This is a genomic window from Microcoleus sp. PH2017_34_RAT_O_A (assembly GCF_020737885.1).
GTDB lineage: Bacteria > Cyanobacteriota > Cyanobacteriia > Cyanobacteriales > Microcoleaceae > Microcoleus.
Genome location: NZ_JAEQDD010000046.1, coordinates 26658 through 45569 on the forward strand (window position 1 = coordinate 26658; position 18912 = coordinate 45569).

The 18912-nt window shown below is 45.2% G+C and carries 16 protein-coding genes and 1 pseudogene; 4 read left to right on the top strand and 13 right to left on the bottom strand.

The window, feature by feature from the left end; genetic code table 11:
• Positions 1-13: 13 nt before the first annotated feature.
• Positions 14-514: a hypothetical protein gene (locus tag JGK11_RS16940; RefSeq protein ID WP_293212347.1), complete on the bottom strand. Its 501-nt coding sequence runs from the start codon at positions 512-514 to the stop codon at positions 14-16.
• 673 nt (positions 515-1187) lie between these two features.
• On the opposite strand from JGK11_RS16940, the gene JGK11_RS16945 reads away from it, so the two are divergent.
• Entirely contained in the window at positions 1188-1661 is a 474-nt protein-coding gene (locus tag JGK11_RS16945) for a GNAT family N-acetyltransferase (RefSeq protein ID WP_293212348.1), read from the top strand.
• Positions 1658-2335 (top strand): hypothetical protein, encoded by a 678-nt coding sequence (locus JGK11_RS16950; protein ID WP_293212349.1) that lies wholly within the window; start codon positions 1658-1660, stop codon positions 2333-2335. Before JGK11_RS16945 ends, JGK11_RS16950 begins: the two co-directional genes overlap by 4 nt.
• 528 nt (positions 2336-2863) lie before the next feature.
• Here the strand turns inward: JGK11_RS16950 and JGK11_RS16955 are convergent.
• From JGK11_RS16955 to JGK11_RS16975, 5 genes are all read right to left on the bottom strand, one after another.
• Positions 2864-3916 (bottom strand): hypothetical protein, encoded by a 1053-nt coding sequence (locus JGK11_RS16955; protein ID WP_293212350.1) that lies wholly within the window; start codon positions 3914-3916, stop codon positions 2864-2866.
• Positions 3917-3961: 45 nt separating this feature from the next.
• Positions 3962-4510, bottom strand: coding sequence for a DUF192 domain-containing protein (locus tag JGK11_RS16960; RefSeq protein WP_293212351.1), 549 nt, complete (start codon positions 4508-4510; stop codon positions 3962-3964).
• A gap of 65 nt (positions 4511-4575) precedes the next feature.
• Positions 4576-6321 (bottom strand): AAA family ATPase, encoded by a 1746-nt coding sequence (locus tag JGK11_RS16965; RefSeq protein WP_293212353.1) that lies wholly within the window; start codon positions 6319-6321, stop codon positions 4576-4578.
• Between the two features lie 67 nt (positions 6322-6388).
• The gene (locus JGK11_RS16970) at positions 6389-7537 is read right to left on the bottom strand and encodes a hypothetical protein (RefSeq protein ID WP_293212355.1); all 1149 of its coding nucleotides are present in this window, start codon (positions 7535-7537) and stop codon (positions 6389-6391) included.
• Positions 7538-7806: 269 nt separating this feature from the next.
• The gene (locus tag JGK11_RS16975; protein ID WP_293212356.1) at positions 7807-9579 is read right to left on the bottom strand and encodes a type IV secretion system DNA-binding domain-containing protein; all 1773 of its coding nucleotides are present in this window, start codon (positions 9577-9579) and stop codon (positions 7807-7809) included.
• Here JGK11_RS16975 and JGK11_RS16980 point away from each other — a divergent pair.
• Entirely contained in the window at positions 9566-9895 is a 330-nt protein-coding gene (locus JGK11_RS16980) for a hypothetical protein (protein ID WP_293204178.1), read from the top strand. The two genes, JGK11_RS16975 and JGK11_RS16980, sit on opposite strands and share 14 nt — an antisense overlap.
• 34 nt (positions 9896-9929) lie before the next feature.
• On the opposite strand, the gene JGK11_RS16985 is transcribed toward JGK11_RS16980, so the two are convergent.
• From JGK11_RS16985 to JGK11_RS16995, 3 genes are all read right to left on the bottom strand, one after another.
• Positions 9930-10469, bottom strand: a complete 540-nt coding sequence (locus JGK11_RS16985; RefSeq protein WP_293196100.1) for a hypothetical protein — start codon at positions 10467-10469, stop codon at positions 9930-9932.
• Between the two features lie 293 nt (positions 10470-10762).
• Positions 10763-12844 carry a hypothetical protein gene (locus tag JGK11_RS16990; RefSeq protein ID WP_293212357.1) on the bottom strand — a complete coding sequence of 694 codons (2082 nt, stop codon included), beginning with the start codon at positions 12842-12844 and terminating at the stop codon, positions 10763-10765.
• Between the two features lie 41 nt (positions 12845-12885).
• Positions 12886-13470 carry a hypothetical protein gene (locus JGK11_RS16995; RefSeq protein ID WP_293212358.1) on the bottom strand — a complete coding sequence of 195 codons (585 nt, stop codon included), beginning with the start codon at positions 13468-13470 and terminating at the stop codon, positions 12886-12888.
• Here JGK11_RS16995 and JGK11_RS17000 point away from each other — a divergent pair.
• A complete protein-coding gene (locus JGK11_RS17000) occupies positions 13445-13777 on the top strand; it encodes a hypothetical protein (RefSeq protein ID WP_293212359.1) in 333 nt (110 codons plus the stop codon). The genes JGK11_RS16995 and JGK11_RS17000 overlap by 26 nt on opposite strands.
• On the opposite strand, the gene JGK11_RS17005 is transcribed toward JGK11_RS17000, so the two are convergent.
• The 4 genes and pseudogenes from JGK11_RS17005 to JGK11_RS17020 all read right to left on the bottom strand — a co-directional run.
• The gene (locus tag JGK11_RS17005) at positions 13749-15710 is read right to left on the bottom strand and encodes a TrbI/VirB10 family protein (RefSeq protein WP_293212360.1); all 1962 of its coding nucleotides are present in this window, start codon (positions 15708-15710) and stop codon (positions 13749-13751) included. The two genes, JGK11_RS17000 and JGK11_RS17005, sit on opposite strands and share 29 nt — an antisense overlap.
• 51 nt (positions 15711-15761) lie before the next feature.
• Positions 15762-16547, bottom strand: coding sequence for a hypothetical protein (locus JGK11_RS17010; protein ID WP_293212361.1), 786 nt, complete (start codon positions 16545-16547; stop codon positions 15762-15764).
• A gap of 312 nt (positions 16548-16859) precedes the next feature.
• On the bottom strand, positions 16860-17972 hold the full coding sequence (locus JGK11_RS17015; RefSeq protein WP_293212362.1) for a hypothetical protein: 1113 nt from the start codon (positions 17970-17972) through the stop codon (positions 16860-16862).
• A 19-nt stretch (positions 17973-17991) separates the two neighbouring features.
• Positions 17992-18912, bottom strand: a pseudogene (locus tag JGK11_RS17020) (hypothetical protein); the annotation flags it as partial.

Genomic DNA, 18912 nt, shown 5'->3' on the forward strand with positions numbered 1-18912 from the left:
GTATCGGAGCTACCTACTTTCCCTCGTCAAATGCCTTTTTATACATTCGTTTAATGGGCTGAAAAACCCTTCTCAACGAACTTTCTGTATCCATCTCTAATTCATAGGAAACAAGTCCAGGAATTAGAGATAAAACCAACTTTGCTTTCCCTGCTGCAAGTTGACCGGGTTCGTTCAGTTTATCTAGAATTGCTTGCAGCTTCTGCATCAGCTCAGCAGGATATTTATCAGGTTGGCTTTGAATCAATTCCGCTTCCTGCACAACTTCGATGATGGCATCACTGGCTTCAGCTTCTGCAACATCACAAGTACGTGCTTCTTGCGCCAGAAGCTGCCAATATTCAGCCTCACACTTGCGAATATCTGGTAGAACTCGTTCTCGGATGCGCTGTTTGATACTGGTTATTTCAAAAGTATTTGTGGTCATGGCGAGATCTTTCTCCGCCTCACCAAGTGTCTCGTATCGCAATTCTAAGGTTTTTTCTAAGTCAGTTAATCTACGGATTGGGGGCATTAGTTTGTCCTTGATTATCGATGTTCAAGAAGTGTGATTATTTTACACCTTCGCTCCTCCGGCAGCCTCAGCCGGATGTTTTGGAGTTTACCATATTCCTTAAGGCATATCTATGCTGAACGATCGCCCCCACTCTCCCAAACCCATAAAAAAAACCGTGAAGCGCACCTATCCCGTCGGGAATCGCCCCCCAACCACGAAAATGTCACCAAATCAATCAGGGATTTGCGCGCCTCACTAAAATCAATTCAGAACCGGGCTGTACGCCTAATTCCCTTAAAGTACCTGCCCTCAATTCCAAAACTGTATCCACCGGATGCGGGTAATAAACGGGTTCGCCTCAATTCAAGCTGGGTAATTAAACTTGACATTCATATTTTGTAGTTTCTTTTTTGTACTGCATCCAGGTATTACCCATAGCTGTATGCCTGTAGCTATCAAGGGCGCGGTAGTCATCCCAAACGTTGTTTCCAAACCCCTTACTATTCAGTTAATTCCAGGTGTGTATCGCCCACTCATACATAAATTTATCAACTTTAGAAACTGTATTACGCTATAATCTAGTTATCGAGTTAGGTGTTGCAATTGAATCGCCCCATCCAGCTTCTTCGAGTTCGAGATATGCAGGTGGTTGATGCCATCCTGACCTCTGTTACCCAAAAGCATTTAGAAGATGCCGCTACCCTGTGGGAACCAATCCTTAGAGGTAGTGGGGGAAGAATATGAATACTGGGATTGGGTGAGCAAAAGTTATCGAACTAAATTTTTACCGGGAGATGAACTATATGCCATTGAGTGTGATGGCACAACTCAGGGTTTAATGACAATTGATATCCTAAAAAAACGCTGCTATATTGAGTCTCAATTAAGACATAGATTGGTGTATATCAGGGCCCTAGCAACGGCTCCTTGGAACCGACTTGCTATCAGAGTTCCACCTACTTATAAAGGAGTAGGTGGAACTCTGATAGATTTTGCGATCGCCCGCAGTGAAGAATTAGGATACCAAGGGAGAATAGGCTTGCACGCATTGCCTGGTGCGCTAGTATTTTATAGAAAATTGAGAGTGGGGCTGCTAGACTGCGGTCCAGATCCTGAAGAACCCGACAATCTTAATTACTTTGAAACATTGAGGACAGACAGATGAGTAAATCAATTCCCTCCGAGCCTCAACCCGCAACAGACGATACAACCCGCCACCAGCGTTTGATGGAACTGGTAGAAGCTGAAGATGCAGCTAACGGAGAAGTTGGCTGCGGCCGGAATTTAGGAGATCGACCTTCACTTTATTTAAAAACCTGTGGCATCAATATATCCGATGAGAAGTTAAGAAGTTTGTTGAGGGAGTATTTAGGTCATTTATTGATGGAGGTAGATTTTGACTCGATCGTCACCCAAGTGAGTTATTTTGTAGAATCGCTAGTAGTGCAAGAAAGCACTCGATCGTCGAATCCCCAACCGAAATTAACGCCCAAAGAATCAGTTGCAGAATACATTCCCAGGCCAGAACTCAAACAGTGTATTGAATCGGAATTGGGGGAGTTTTGTTCGTTAAGTGCGATCGAGCAAATTGTTCTGTATACTCGCCAAGTAATTCACAATTCAATTTTACAACCCCGGCATAAGTGGCCCCAACCTATTTGGGTGCTAAACTCTAGGGAAAAGGTGTATATTGCTCGGGCTTCTACTTTAGATGCAGCAATTGCCCGAGTGAAAGCACAGTACCCTCACGAAACCGGAGAATTGCAAGTCATCAAAGTCGGAGGTCTTCTCGCGCCCGATCGAGTTATTTCCTTGGACTTGAATGATGATTTTAGATAAAAAAATTGCCCAGTTAACCGCGACAGAGTATCCCGAAGCTCATCACTTCGGGCATATAAAAAACTTTTGCTTTGCACTGTCTGGAATTACTGTTGCCTAAGCCCTGAGATATTAGTTGACTCGCGTTGATGGGATGTAACGGAGTCACTGCTATTCAAGTTTCCATAATGGCAAATGCAGCATCCGTAATAGAACTATAGCAATCCTAAATGAGTCGTAAATCTTTTTACCCCGCCCCAACCCTCCCCTTACTAAGGGGAGGGAATAAGAAATTCACAAATGATTTAGGATTGCTATAGCTGGCACATTAGACAGAATGGTCAGTAATTCTTGATTAGCAGCCATGCGGACGAAGGTATCTGGTGCAGAGATGCCAGTACCTTGGATGAGGTATATATCAAAGCTCAAAAACCTTGAGCTTCATAGAATCTGGCGTACCTCATCTTTTTGAGAAAGGCTATACACTAATTATTAATTCTTAAGTTTATGTAAAATACCCCGTAAAATCGGGGTATTTTATCATTAAACTCAATAAGGATAAAACTCTGAAGATGGACGATAATTTTCAGAGTTTACAGGAGCTGTACCGCCGCTTTCGACTCCTGTGTTACCGATAACCGCAGGCAAAGAAGCAGGATTTACCGTTGGGGGAAAAGGGAATGAATTATTAACTGGTTGCGGTGAAGCAACTGTATTTGAGGAAGCAGGAATAGAAGGAGTCGCAGTTGGAGAAATTGCCGTTGGCAACAAGCAATAAGTATAATAACGCGCTGCCATTGCACCTCCAAACATCACAGTGCCGACCGAATATGTGCGACAGCTTTGTCCTGTCGCAGATGGAGAACTCAAGGTAAAATTCGGAGGCTGACTAACAGGTCGCTCCAACCCCCCTGGTGAACTGAAAGAGTTGCCGAAATTAGCTGAAACGCTTGGTCGCTCCAACGACTCTACAAAACCGCCACCAAAACTGGAATTGCTACTTGGAGCGGGGGTATTGGTAGCAGGAAGAAAAGGTACTTCTCCAAACGGCTGAGCGCTTAAAAAACCTGCAACGTCAGAACCCAACCCATCGGTCGGGGGCAAATTCGATGGCTGTGTTGGCGAGATACCAGGAACTGCTGAAGGCAAATTCGACGGCTGCGTTGGCGAAGTCGCAGAAACTGCTGTAGCCCGCAGCGAATAGCGATTTGGAACCATCGAAGGGTCTTTAGACATCACGATTACTTTGTAATAACCGCTCGATGCTGGCAAAAACGTAAAATAGGGATACTGACTGAAACCCACCTGTCGGTTTGAAGAATCAAAAATTGCAAAAACTGGATTGAAACCGCGTACCTCTGCTCTAAAATCAAACAGAACTTTTTCACCTGCATTCGCTCCAAATAAATGCTCCTCTCCTCGAAGTTGCTGGACAGGATTGCTGCTTTCCCAAAAGTTGGTAAAACGATAAATTGGGCTAGTCGTTCTTACGGCACCAACAACGGGTTCGTTATTCTTCAGTACGGCTGCAACAACAGGCTTAGCAACTACTAAGAAAATCGATGCAGTTAAAATGGCTCCCCAGAAAGTTGAGAATTTCATGATTTTTTTCCTCAAAAACAACCAAGAATTAATGATTGATGCAGTCTAATGACTGCGTTTGACTACAATTAATTCAGAACCGGGATGTACGCCTAATTCCCTTAAAGTACCTGCCCTCAATTCCAAAACTGTATCCACCGGATGCGGGTAATAAACGGGTTTACAATCAGAATGCGCCGCACCGCGACGAAGCAAACATGATTTAACATTCGATGCCATTTTTACAACAGTCCCAGAGCGCAAAAACACCACATCAAGAGAAGCTTCCATATTCGGCATGACCACTGCTACAGATACTGGAGGGTCTACAACAAACATCATTCCCCGGTTGCTCGGAAGTGGCGGTCGAAACTGCAAACCCTTCTCTTTCTCCTCAGAACTGTGGGCTATTTCTAACTCAATTCGCCTGCTTCCCGATATCAAATAAGCTCCTACTTGCAGGTACTGCGCCTGTCGTTTGCTATACTGTACGAATGTTCGCAGCGCCACAACTGAAGGCAGTAAAAGCAGCAAACTCCAACCCAAAAAAGTGTTGGCTATAAACACTTTTTCCGAAAATCTTTGCCAGTCGAACTTTAACCAATTTATCAACATTTACTTAATCCCTCATTTTTTGCTGTTTTATATGTCGGCACTGACGAAGTTGTCGAAACAATTTATCAACATTTACTTGATACCTCCTCTCCCCAAAAAGTAGAAAGTACGGGTGCAAATAAACTCGTATCGGGACTGGAAGCAGGCACGGAAACGTACCGCGATGAATTTTCCATTGCCAGGATTCTATCTGTATCTCTTACGAATAAAGGCGTTATTTTCTTCCTCTCTTCTAAAAAATCATTCAGTTCCAATCTGACAATGCCATGTAAAGTTTTAGATTCGATTGACAAAGGCAAAATCAACAAATCGCTTTCGGGTAAATTGACCAAACACCTCAATTCTTGAATCTGCTCTCTATCTCTTTTGTTCCACAGCGAAAATTCCGAGTTTTTACCGCTCAAGATATTCGCTATTTCTCTAGCTTTTTTTTGAGCGGCGGCTTCTACCATGCGGGCAAGTTCTGCTCCAACAAAATTGTTGGTCATGTTCAGCAAAATCTGCCAATCGCGGTCTGAAAGGGGAGATTCCGAAGTATCCTTATACCTGCTATCAAAACGAGCAGCATGAAGTTCCACAATTTGCTTTCGCTCGCAGGCTTGCGGAAATCCCACGTAGAAAATCGCATCAAATCGGCCAGAACGGGTTAGCTCTGGGGGTAGTGCTGCAAGGCGGTTGAGAGTGGCAATTACAAAAGTGTGACCCGTTTTATCTTGCAGCCAAGACAGCAATTGGCCGAGAATTTGAATGCTGTTGCCCGATTCGCCAGAAAGAGAACTGGAATTAGAAGAAAAAAGCTTATCCAACTCATCAAAATAGAGCACGCTAGCTCCTATTGCTTCCACTCGCTGTAAAACACAGGACAAATACGCCGCTCCCCCAGCAATCAGAGCGCCCACATCTACGCTCACCAAGGGTACGCCTAATTTAGAAGAACAAACAGACGCGGCAAATGTCTTGCCGGTACCGGGCGGCCCCACCAACAGCCAACCTTTCGGCAGGGGAATAGAAAAGCTTCTCGCCATCCCAGAAAATTGAAATTTTACGTCTTCTAAGGCATTTCTCAGCAAGTCTAAACCCCCGAACTCGCCCAAAATTGAAGGTTCTTTAAAAGTCAGTCCCAACTCCCGAAATTTGCCAATTTTATACTGACGCAGACTACTACATATGTCTGAATTTCCGTAATAACCCTGCTGCCAAAGAGTTACTCCCCTAGCAATTTCTTTCAAAAACAAACCAGACATCGCGCTAATCAACTGTTCCGAATCGGCTTGCTCCAAACCAAATTCTGCGGACAATCGAGATGCTGACTCAACCAAATGCTCTCTGTCGGGCAGTGGCAAAAAGACTGAAGGTACTAAACCTTTTAAATAGTCGTCTACCCGCAGCCCATTTGTAGAAAGCAATACTAAAAAATTACTGCCATCGCTGGCTGCAAATTTAAAGTACAAATTGGCAACTATTGCCGATAGTTGCAGTTGCCTTTCTTCTGAGTTGAAATCGGAAATGCTGCGAATCTGCATGAGTTCCTGCATATTCTCGATTACAAATATACCCGGAGTGTCTGTTATGCACAAATACTTCAAAATATCAAAAATGCCACAGCAATCGGGAGCTACGAAACTGTGAGGACGAGAAATATCTTGAAATCGACAGGAACCAAAGTCCCAAAAATAGCAAGGTATTTTAAATTCTAATGAAGCTTCTTCAAGTAATTGAAATGCAGAGGGTCGCTCTATCAAAGGAGCCACAAATTCTACTGCCCAACCGGCAGAAGCCATAATGCCTGACAGTGCGTTTGTATGAGCCATAAATCATCCTCGTTGTTTTACATTGCCCTAATTAGTGGGGGATTTATCTACCACAAAATCCTGATAGTTAAAGTTCTAATTGTGCTTTTTTCGACTGTTTAGAATTAGACTCATAAGGTCGAGACTGACTCGGCTTCATTTTCATCAATTCAGGAAGAGCTTTTTCAAAACGCTCCAAATCTGCTTCAGTCATGCGGCTGCGGAAGTTTCCGCAACCATCGTCTATCAGCAAACAGCGGCGATTTGGATCGTCGATGCGGCACCGACCGTCTGGAGTGGCTTTCCAAATATAGTGCGCCCCTTTCACTTCAACAGGCGTACCAACTGAGGCTGAAAATTCAACTAAATGCTCCACTACATAACGCAATCTAGAATCGCTACCCAATGATTGAGATGGTTGAAATTGAGATGGTTGAGATTGCGATGAGTGAAATTGAGATGACTGAGGTTGAGATGGTTGAGATTGCGATGACTGAGGTTGAAATGAGTGAAATTGAGATGGTTGAGACTGAAATGATTGAGATGCTTCCAGTATTGGTGCGAATGACGGCGAAAGTACCGACTTATCTGGAGTAGCTACTGTGCGACTTCTCCGTTTTACAGCGGATTGCTTCTCTCCGACAGAACCCTCGACAGCTTCCTTTACAGGTTCTACAACTACTTGCTTACCTCGATTCAGTTCTTCAATAATGCGCTTGGGTTCTTCGCTTAATGACGGACTGTCGCGAACTTTAAAAAAAGACGCAAAATAATTTGACTCAAAACCAGCACCTACAAATTTATTAACTAAAACAGTACCTTCGGCATCAGTTTGAAGTACAGGTTTGCCCGCAAAATCAATTCGCAAATCAGCGGCACCGGGCAATGCCGATCCTTCAGAAACATTCTTAAGTTCATCTAAAGTTTTTGGCAAGCCTGGATTGTAAAATCTACCAGCCATACCGGAAAGAGTGTCTATTTTGGAACCGCCTGCATACCCGAAAAGCAGGACATCTCCCATGCTTATTTGCATCCCACTTTCTAAACTTCTTTTTCTTTCCTCTTCTTCTAACTTGTGGCGCTCATCTTCCTCTTGTTGAGTCAATTCCCGCAACCGTCGCGCTGCTTCTGCTTCTGCTTCCTTGAAAGCGATTTCAGCACTGACAACAGCGGCAACTACGGATCTAAAAAAAGACTCTTGAAATGAAACTATTTCGCCTGTACTTACAGATTGCATTTAACGTTACCTCACTTTCAAATACTTATTAGGGCAAATGGAAAAAATCAGCACGACTGGTTAGGACAAAATCGGAACCTGGAACAAAATCAGCACGACTGATTAGAACAAAATCGGAACCTGGAACAAAATCAGCACGACTGATTAGAACAAAATCGGAACCTGGAACAAATCAGCACGACTGATTAGAATAAAACCTGAACCTGGAACAAAATCAGCATGACTGATTAGAATAAAACCTGAACCTGGAACAAAATCAGCATGACTGATTAGAATAAAATCGAAGGTTCCTTAGCACCCGACTCTGCTGGCTCTGGAAATAGCTCTTCAGCAAGATTTCTGCGCTCTTCAAATTGCTGTCGCCGTTCTTCATCAGAAATGGGGCGACTGTTTTGCTCCAACAAAGTGTTACGTATTGCGTCCCATTTTGACTCGGCCCAACTCATCTCTTTGATGTCGGCTTGCGGAACTTTTATGCTTTGAATGCTGGGAACGTAAGCCTCTTTAGAAGGCCCGCCCTCGGTATACCCCGGATTAATTACTACTGCCCTACCCACTCCTAACTTGAGAAATTGAGCGGGTTCTAGCAAGTATTTTTTATTGGTTTGTTCCCCGTAACTGGTAGAATTACCGCTCTTACCCGTACTGGTAGATTTAGAACGAAAGCTAATTTCTTCTTCTCCCAAATAGTCGGCAAAGACCTTGGCACTTTCCGGGTCTTGCGGGTTAAAGATAATCTTATGAGCCGTACCGCCAATTATGGCTCTCGCCAGGTCTTTGCCGTAAAACTTCTCTAGTTGCGCCATATTTTGGTAGCCCAAAATGCCTACAAAACCGTCTTCTCTATTTTCGTTTAACCAATTAACTAAAGCTGGCAAATAAAGCGTAGGTAGTTCGTCTAGGGCTACCACCAAACAATCCTTTCTGGGAACAGTGCGGGAAACGTTGCGGGTGACAACCATGTGCAGGATAGCTGCTAACAGTGGCCCGACAATATCTCGATTGTTCCTGTCCAAGCCGAATATAATCATCTGCTTGCCTTCTAAATCTAAAGGTAATGAAGTTTCACCGCAAAAAGCACCAATAAAATCTTTTTTCAGAAACCGCATAAACATCCGCTGAGCCGTACCGACAATACCGGAAACAGTTTTTTCGGAATCCTTGACGCTAATTAACTGAGAAAGCGGGCGTGTTGTCCAAACTTTTAATTTAGTTTTGGAAGCTTCATCCATTCTCCCGGCTAAATTAGAAAGGCTCAAAATCGCTTGTGCCATCATCAAATCACAGTATTCTTTTTTACCAGTTAAAGTCGCGACAGCCTTTGTTACTAACAACAAACCCTCAACTAAACTGTCTCCTGCTTCTTCAAAAAACTTATCTCCTGAGCCGCCTCCTGAGTTAAAATTTTTACCGATTACTTGTGCCAACTGACCCGCAGCAACGGCATCTTCTTCATCTCTAATTAAATCCAGGGGATTGCACGTTTCTGATTCAGGACGACCGGGAGCAAAAACTCTAACTGTATAGCCTCGCTTTATGGCGTAAGCTACGGCTCTTTTGCACTGTGCGGGATACTTGAAATCGTACAAAAGTAGGGGAAATCCCTGATCCAAAGTCGATCTAATTAACGGGTCAATAACTGTAAAAGTTTTGCCGCAACCAGCAGCTCCAATTACGGAAACACCTCGCTGCACGTCTGGTAAATAAAACGATCGCTCTGTACTGCCAATTTTGCCGATCCATGCTGCTGTCCTGTGTATTTTGTTGGGTGGTTTATCGTGCAGCAAACCTGCATCCCTCCACATTGCTTTAAGTTTTTCATCCATAAACTCAGGCTGTCCTACGTACAAAGCAACGCTGTTTCGAGTAGGTTTAGCTATTTGCTTTTTGGCTTTGCGACCGGCCGACGATATTTCTGATTTGCCAGCCCACCGAGATGTGGCAATCTTGCCTTTTTTTCCCCCACCAAACATCTGCAAAATCAAAACAGCGGCCAAGCATCCCAATAAAGTCATGCCGTTTTGAGATTTGGCAAAGGTCATCGCATTGCTCAAAGCGGCCTGGAACCCGTCGCTGGAACTTGCGGCGGATGAGGAACCTACCAATGATGAGGAAGTTGCTGATGACAATAAACCTAATGATGAAGAAGTTGCTGATGACAAGGAACCTACTGATGACAAGGAACCTACTGGGAGCATCCCGATTTTGCAAGTTGTCTCAAAATACAACGGCAGTATAGGGCTTTCAAGGGATATCAGCGATGATTTTGCAAAATCGGGATACTCCCAACCTACTGATGAGGAACCTACCAATGATGAGGAACCTACTAATGATGAGGAACCTACCAATGATGGGTAATTTACTGTTACAATCAAGTCGTTATCTCGATTCATTATTCTACCCTCAAAAAACTCGAACCAAACCAACAGTATTGACTTTCTACTTCACCGCTGTTATCAATACTCTTTTGTGCGATCGCTAAACACGGAATCCCTTTGTTGACCACCGACAAAAACTTAAATTTTGGCTCGGCCGATCGCAAAAGCGTGCTTAACACTTTTTGTCGATCGATGTAAATAGAATACAAGCAGCCTCCGACGCCGCATAAATTTTGAGAATTGAATCGAAAGACCTGAGCAGAGTCACGACCTGAGCTGGAAACAAAAGGCAACCGCAAAACTTCCATTTTTGATTTATCAAAAGTTTCGACACCAGCCGAATTAATGTAATTTTCTTGAACTACATTACTTAATAAGCTGGGTTCTATTTGTGATGCGTTACTCCAAGTAGATAAACCGGAATTCGTAACAGATAAATTCCGAAACACGGAAAAACCCAACAGCAACAGTACCGCCAGCGCTGCTATTGCCAAATACAACCGAAGCCTCAAATTCAACTTAAACCCACTTATCGCCTTCGCTAAATTGTTCATACAACCTCCTAGATGGAACATCAATTGTTATTTACGATTGCCCGCAGCATTCGTAATGATAAACATTCGTTCTTGAGACACAATTTTTAATCAATGAGACACAAGTTTTAATCAAGTCGTTTCTCCTTCCAACGTGCAAAAAAATACATATTTGACAGAAAGCAAAGTTGAAAATAGGGATACGGTATTATTTTCAAAGTTAAGATGCTTGAACTTTTCAATTCTTCAATCACAAATCACCAATCTCCAAATCGGTCAATTTTTCAATTGTTCAATTCTTCAATTGTTTGACTTCAACGCACTTTGCTGAAACTTTGATAAGATTCGGCTACCTTTTTGCCGTAACCAAACACCGAGTAATAACCGCGAATATCTGATGCCGGAGAATCCACTGGAATAGCTGGGCCTCCATATTGCATTTGCCCGATTCTTTCGATCGCCCGCTGACCAGAAAATGGTTGACTGGTCTGAGGATCTGTCTGAGATAGGGCAGAATCGATCGACCTTTTGGCGATCGCTTCAAACACTTCTTTCTGAGCTTCTGAAGGAAAAACTTCACTCAAGCGATCCGGAGTCACAGCTTCTCCTTTATCCAATTTCGATAACACCTCAGAACCCCCAGGGCGAGACGATATGGCGAACCGAACATCAGGCCTATAACTCATGAGTCCGTAAGCGCCCAAACCAGAGCCACAGTTGCCCGTTCCGTCGCAGGTGTGGGTTCCCACTGAATTGAAATTCCCCTCAATTCCCTGCATGGAACTGCCCAAAGCATCGAGAGAAATGCCTTGATACGGAGCTCCTACACCGCTGGAATTTGCGGGAGTATCTGAGTTGGATGCTCTGGATGTATCTGAATTGGATGCTCTGGATGTATCTGAATTGGATGCTCTGGATGTATCTGAATTGGATGTGCCGACTCTGGACGTATCTGATTTGGACGTGCCTGCGACCGACGTGTCCGATTTGGATGCACCTGCGACCGACGTGTCCGATTTGGATGCACCTGCGACCGACGTATCCGAGTTGCCAGAATCTGTATCGGTGCTGCTGCCATCCCGTTTTTGCGTCGAAGGAGACGCGGCATGAGTGGGAGTTGAGGCTCCTCCAGCACTGGGAGAAACTGCATCTACAGACCCCAAAAACACGTCGCTGAACTTCTCTTCGTAAGCCAGCCAAGGAATCGGGCCGAGGTAGTAGGGCGTACAGCCCAAATCCACAAATGCCGATCGCGAACAAAACCTCAAAAATAACGCCGTTGTGAATCGGCCCTGAGTCTCGGAAACATCCCACACCGCTACTTTGAACGCAGGCCCGAATGGCAACCTACCGGTCGGCTCTTTGCCGCCGTTGACTTTGCCAAGAATTCCGCGCCCTCCTTTAACAGTCTGGTATTTGCCGGAAACCCACTGCCGGCCGCGCACCAATTCCGAGCCGGAAAATTCAACGTGAGCGCATTCTTTCTGACAGGGAACTCCAAAACCCTCGACATCTGAACCGGACATGGTTCGAGCTCTGTTTTGTTCTTTGGTACCAAACACGATATCTACTGTGCCGACTGATGTACCGACGGGAGAAATACCGCCGGGAAGCTTGGATAGGGGTACATCCTTAAGACCCGGAACATCGCTAATCTTGGCTGCTTGCCATTTATCGAGAGTTCCCAAAGGCGTTTTTTCTAAATTGGGAATTGATTTGAGAGGGTAATTTTGCAGGGGCAAACTCGACATCGACAGGCTCCCCAAATGAGGAGATTCTTTGAGAAAAGAGCCTAAAGTTTGTTGGGGGTTAAACTGCTGCAATTGCTGAAAATTCAGGCTCGTCTTCAGCAAATCCAAGACTGGTTTTACTTGAGCGATCGGGAAATTAGCTAAATTTGGAACTGCTTTCACCAAAGAAGTCAAGTTTTGCAAGCTAGATAAGCCAAAATCTGAGAGTTTCAAACTGTCTAAATTAGTGCCGACAATTTGGGAGATGTTTTCTAGGTTAAATGTCTGAATTTTAAAACTGTCTTGGAAATCCCCCAAATTAAACACTTTGTCCAAAGTTGTGCCAGCAGGAAACGAGCGAGAAGGATCGAAACCTAGGGATTGAACACTACTCCGATCTACTGACAAACTACCTGCTTCTTTGAGGGCGGGCATCGAACCGAATGTAATTTTGTTCCACTCCGGCAGTTGAGTTCCATTCCAAGGAAATGTGGGTACTCCAAGACTCGCCTGTTGGGGGGCAGGCAAAATTTGGGCTTTTACGCTGATGCCTATGACTACTAAAATCAAACTAAAAAACAGGCAGAGCCACAAGCCAGAAATGAAAGTTTTCAAATGCCCAAATATTGCTTTATCTCTTGTATTGACCTTTCTCAAAGTGTTCATTGTTTTACCCAAGAAAATCATTGTTTTACCCCCCAAAAGTTTTAAATATTTGAGCCGGATAACACTCCTAAAGTTTGGAGTTTGTACAGCAATTCCAAAGAAACTCCTGAAGCGGCAGCAGCAGCCCTGACACTTTGACCACCCTTCAAACGGCTCACAAAATCTCGCACTCTATTCCAAATAGGTGAATTCTGGGGGTAAAGCGAAGCCGAAGTGGCGATCGCGGCTCCCCTTTCTACAGCAAGAGCTGCGATCGCTGTAGGACGTACTTCTACCTGCGGGGCGACAGGAACAGGTTGCGGATTCTCTATAGCAATAGAAAAAACTGTTTGCTTTGCGCGAGCCGACGGTATCACTTCAAACAAATAAATATTGCGCTTTCCGCCACCAGTTGCTGCCATTACTGAGAGCAATGAAGAATGTGAAACCAAAACGCCCGGAAAATTCAAACGCTCGATCGATCGCAGATGTAACGCTGTCGCCTCGCCTTTGCACTCACCAATTCTCGGCAAACCCGACAAACAACCGTTAGCATCGACAACTATTGCAGAAGGGTCATCAAGCCAAACTTTTTCTATGAACTCCCCATCGGGGACAGAGATGCTAACTCCAATTCCGGGACTCAAAAATACCTGGTACGGAGTCCCCAGCTTTCCCAGCGCACGCTCTACCGATACCGTGTCGCGGGAAGGAGTCAATACAGGAACTGATTCGGTGTTGCTCGAAGGAGTCAATACAGGAACTGATTCGGTGTTGCTCGAAGGAATCAATACAGGAACTGATTCGGTGTTGCTCGAAGGAATCAATACAGGAACTGATGCCAACACCGCAGGATTTGCAAGCACAGATGACTGCACCGAAAAACAAAGCGCACAAACTACTGTCGGAACCTTCAACACAACTTTTACCTCCCAAGTTCAAAACTGGAATTAACAAAAATCAACACTTCAGTTTTTGCCGGAACGTACCAAAGAGGCGGCCGAGATTGAATTTCAGCAGACGCTTGCTGGTTGCGCTGCAAAACTTGCTGCAACACCGGGGTTGCACCGCCCTGCATCACGGCTCCCCAAATATTGGGACTTCCCCTCGTCACGCTCGACGAAGATCCAAATGCGCTTTGCGTAGAAGATTCGCTCGTAGGTTGATTGAGCCGTTCCCCAACCTGCTGAGCAGCACCTAAAACAAACGCGGTCATATCCATCCGAAACAGATCGGAACCTCCTGTAGTGCGGCGCGTTGCCATCAGCGGTTCTCCCTTTCGCCCTCGGACAGACACTGCATTGCGGGGCAAGCGGTATTCAGCCAAACCGTCTACCGCCGCCACTGCATGAGCTTCCACGTACCCGTTGGTAAGTACGCGGTCTACTTGAAAAATTATGAGAGCGCTTTGAGGAAGCGCCACCGTGCCATCTTGCGACATCAGGGGCATTTTTAAAGAAACAGCAAACCTCTCGCCCACACCCTCAGACGGGGACGCAGAGCTGCCGGAAAATGCTACAGCAGGGACTGCAAGAGTACCGGCTAGTGACTGACCCGCAAAAACAACTAGACCCGGAGCGTCTACGGGTGCAACCGTTTCACCTGTCGGAGGTGGAACTGCTCGGCCGCCCAAATCATTAGGACTTGAAGCCTGAGCGGCAACAGAAACGGCAGAGCGAAAGTTTGTAACTCCATCTCTGGGAACGGGCTGTTCCTGAACTGCCCCTGGGTTCAAAACAGGAGGACTTGTACTTACTCCGGCCGGAGCTTCCAAAGTCCCGTTCCGAACTGCCCCTGGATTTAAAACAGAAGGGCTTGCACTCGCAAGAGTCGGAGCTTCCAAACTCCCGTTTTTAGACCCCTGTCCGAAACTTCCCAAAGCTGCCAATTGGGCCCACTGCCGATGGGGATCTGGCGGCGGCACTCTGGCCGGTGTCGGCGAAGGGCTTTGTATTCTTGGTGGCTGTTCCCGAACGACAGGAATACTTTGCACCCTTGGCGGCGGTTGAATTCTCGGCGCTGGCCTCTCAACATCCAGCACTCTCGCGGGTGGCGGGGGAAGGTAAGACCGATCGGGCGGCGGGTCTGGTGCTGCGGCCGGACTCCGCAATGAAACTGAATCCGAAACAGTCGCGGATGGGGCCGGGGTTGGATCTGGCGCGGCGGGTGCTGGCGTTTTCTGTGGGCTAGGAGACTTCAGGTTTGAACCCAACTGAGAATCCTTGGGAACCGCCAAATTCGATGTTTTCGGTGCGCGGGAATTTCTTTCAGATTCGATCGCGCTCAGTTTTTGTTGCTGAGAACCCACAGCCGCCTGCGTTTTGTAATCGCCTACATCCTGCTTTACGCCACCTTCTGCTTTGGGTTTTGGTTCGGGAGAAGGACTTGCCTGCACTTTGACCGTATCGGGCTTCTTTTCTCCCATAATCCCGCTTAAAAAAACCGCTGCTATCAAAAAAGCCACGCCCAGCATTGCTCCTACCACGGAAACTTTGGCAAACGGATTTTTGGCTAAAGTCGGCTTCGTAGCAGCATTGCTGGGATCTTCAAACATATCCGCCATTGAATTTCGGCGGGGTGCCGCTGCAACACCTTCTGAGCCAGAAACGCCCGACAGTGGCCCGAAGAATTCACCTTCTGCCTCATCTTCTGCCTCACCTTCTGTCTCACCTTCTGTCTCTCCCTCACCTTCGGGTTCACTCGAAGACTCACTTTCTCTAGAACTACGAGTAGGGCTACCATATTCCAAACCGGGATCTAAATCTTTCTTAAAAGAAACCCCATCAAAATTCAAGATTTTAGCAAGTTCCTCTTCGTTCCAAATATCTGCTTCGGAATCGGTTTTCCCTCCCGGTAACACTGCATATTTTCCTTCAGATTCTTTCATCTTAAATCTCCAGTTCTAACTATTTTACTACCTACACAAGTTCAGAGATTTTTATTTTAAGTTCTCCAAATCTAAATCTCTGATTGCATAAATCTCTAAACCAGAAGCCCTAATTGAGTGTATGGCTTTAACAATGCCGTCGGCTTCTAAAGGATAATTGGGCGGTTCTACAGAACGAACGAATACCTCTTTATTGAATGGGATGACTTGAGACATTGCATCGGAAGTATTCAAGACATTCAAATAAGAAACTACTCGCACTTTCCACTTGCCCTCATCAATTTTCACCGGCTCGCTCAAATCGGTAAGAATAAATATCACCTTGACGCTACCGTTAAAGACGCTTGGAGGGGTCATTTTCGAGAGAGCAGTACGAAACTGTTCTCGAAAATCTTCAGAGAGTACAAAGCACGCTTGCCAAGCAGCAGTTGCGATCCTGCCTCCGTTCGCGATCTCAATTCCCGGGTCGGGTTTGCGGTTAACTTGTTCTTCAGGAGAATACGCCGGCAACGCGCCATCCCAAGTCAGCAGTGCGTGAAGCGATTGAGAAACAAACCTGCTGATAGCTGGGCTTGACCTCTCTTTCGCATCCATAGGTGCCGCAGAAAAAGAAGCTCCGTCGCTGAGTTGTACCAGAGTTGGCACGGGCTTAGAAGCCAATCGCGACATCGACCCGTAAAGCAAAAACATCGCAAACAGAACTGCTAGCTGGCAGCAAAATGATGCGGTCGAAACTACTCCCAACCAATCACGCTGCGAGGGGCTGCGAGCTCTATCCAAAAAATCTAATTTCTTCTTTTTTTGTTTTAAATCATGATTTTTTTCTGCTGCATTCATAACAGTATTTTCCTTTGTGAATTTGCGTGAATTGAATCTTCTCTAATTAAATCAATTACATTGTCGTAAATAGGCTCGTATGGTGAATCGGATTAATTACATTGTCGTAAATAGGCTCATGTGATGAATTGGGTCAATTACATTCTCATAAATTGCGTCAATTGCCTAGTCATCTATCGGAGCCAGCGTATTTTCATAAATTACACCGCTCGTATTTTCGTAAATTGCATGAATTGCTTAATCATCAATCGTGTCAGCATAACTTCATCAATTACATCGTGGTAAACTCGGTCGAGCGCATCATAAATTGCATCAATCGGTACTTTCAACTACTGAATCAGTTGCTTTGCTTGCTGCTGACTTACCAGCCGAAAACGACCCGGCAATCCGTCCGGCGGCAGAACCCGCAAAGCTCATCCCTCCAGACATCAATGTCTGTCCCAAAGTAGACAGGCTTGTAAAAACTGCCATACCCGCTCCTGCTGCCAAAACTAATGACAGCACCGGTGCAATAATCCCCACGCAAATTGCAAATACTAAATCCAGCCCCGATTTTGAATTGATAAATAAAGTGGCTGTCAGACCGGAAATAATATTGAAGCAAATCTTCACCATTCCAATGCTAAAAAAACCTGTAAGCCAAGCAAAAATAGCTTTCTGCCCAACTGGTAAAAGCGACCCACCCATTGCTAAAGGGCCTAACAGACCTGTCAATAACATCGAAATCTCTACTATCCATTGAAATGCCATACCAAAAGCTAAAAGCAGACCTTTTACAAACAAAACTAACTGTGTTTGCAGTTGAGCTACTGCGCCATCCACTGCACCTTTTATCAAATTTGGATTCAAGCCGCCACCCGAAGGGGATTTCGGCATACTTTCTGCTTGTTTTTGCACTTTTTCAAGGCAGGTTTTTTGCAAGGCAGGCGGCTCCAGCGAACACTGCTGAAGCTGTCCCCTCAAAGCATCATTCATGCCAACAGACATCATCGCTTGCCTGTAAGCAGCTTGCAAATCCATTGAGCCGGAGGTTGACTCTAAAAAAGAGCGGTTGGCCTCGTTAATTATATTTCTTAAGCCGATTGTTCCTTTCGACAAATTAGCGCCGCTATTGCTAAGAAATATGATGACTATTATCGGCCAGATTAACTCACTGAAAGCTTCTATGTTTTCATCGTACATCATAGCTTTTGTCCAATTCACCATGAACAAAACAAAAGTGCCGATCGCAAAAAACAACCCCAGTTTGCAAATTGCCGCATATAAACCACCTCCGAGAACATCATTCCACAGCCCGTCCATCGACTGACTGACTAGGTTTGAGGCTTGTTCTCCCTGCTTGGTGATGTCCGTGACAGCTTGACCAAAATTGCCGTCTCCTACTGTTGCAAAGTAAAAGATGAAGTAAAAAGTGAAGTAAAACATGGCAGTTAAACAACTAAAATTAAAAAAGCTTTGCTTGTGATGCAGTTTCCAAATTGCCTAATCCCTGAGCTGCTTGCTCGGTCTTTTGAAGCTGAATTTGACTGTCTTGAGCCTTCGATATATTAGAGAGGAGGACGTTACTTTGAGCTCGACTCTGCTCAGCTTTCAAGGCATCTGCGCGAACAGAACCCAAGGTGTTGGCTATCTCGCTGTTTTGACTGGCTAAACGCTTCATCACGTCTTGAGTAACCACGTCCACTTGAGCTTGTTCGCTGAATAGCTGCACTTTTTCAACAGAATCTTGCGTTGCAGCAGCTTGTTTAATTTGCTCCTTTTGTCCTTCTTCTGACAGCGTTCCGGCTGCTGTTGCCCTCGCAGATTCCCTGTCAATTTCGTTAGCTAATTCTGTTGCTTTGTTTACCTGCAAATCTTTTGCACCGATACTTTTTTCCACTGCGGAGCGGCTTTTTGCAGGGTCGGGAAGTCCCAAGTCTCCCATAGCTTGACTCACGGCTGACTGCAAATCGTTACCCAAATTTTTGGAAATATCTTGCAGTTTGACCATCAGCGTTTTTTCTACATAAGAATGCAGGGATTCTACTTGCTGGCTGAACTGTTGCAAAACTAACTCTAAGGGATTGCTCGTAGCACCTGAAGCGGCTTGAACCTCTGGCGCATAAACAAGAGGGACTGCTACCAATAAACCCAAAATTAAACCACCTGCAATGAGTTTAATTTCTAGTTTGTGCGTTGCCTCTGCAATTTCGCTGTTCGAGCCTAAATCATTAGTTTCCATTTCAAAACTCCTACTTTGATAGTTAACAGTTGACAGTTGATGGTTGATGGTTGATGGTTGATGGTTGATGGTTGATGGTTGACAGTCGATGGTTGATGGTTGATGGTTGATGGTTGATGGTTGATGGTTGATGGTTGATGGTTG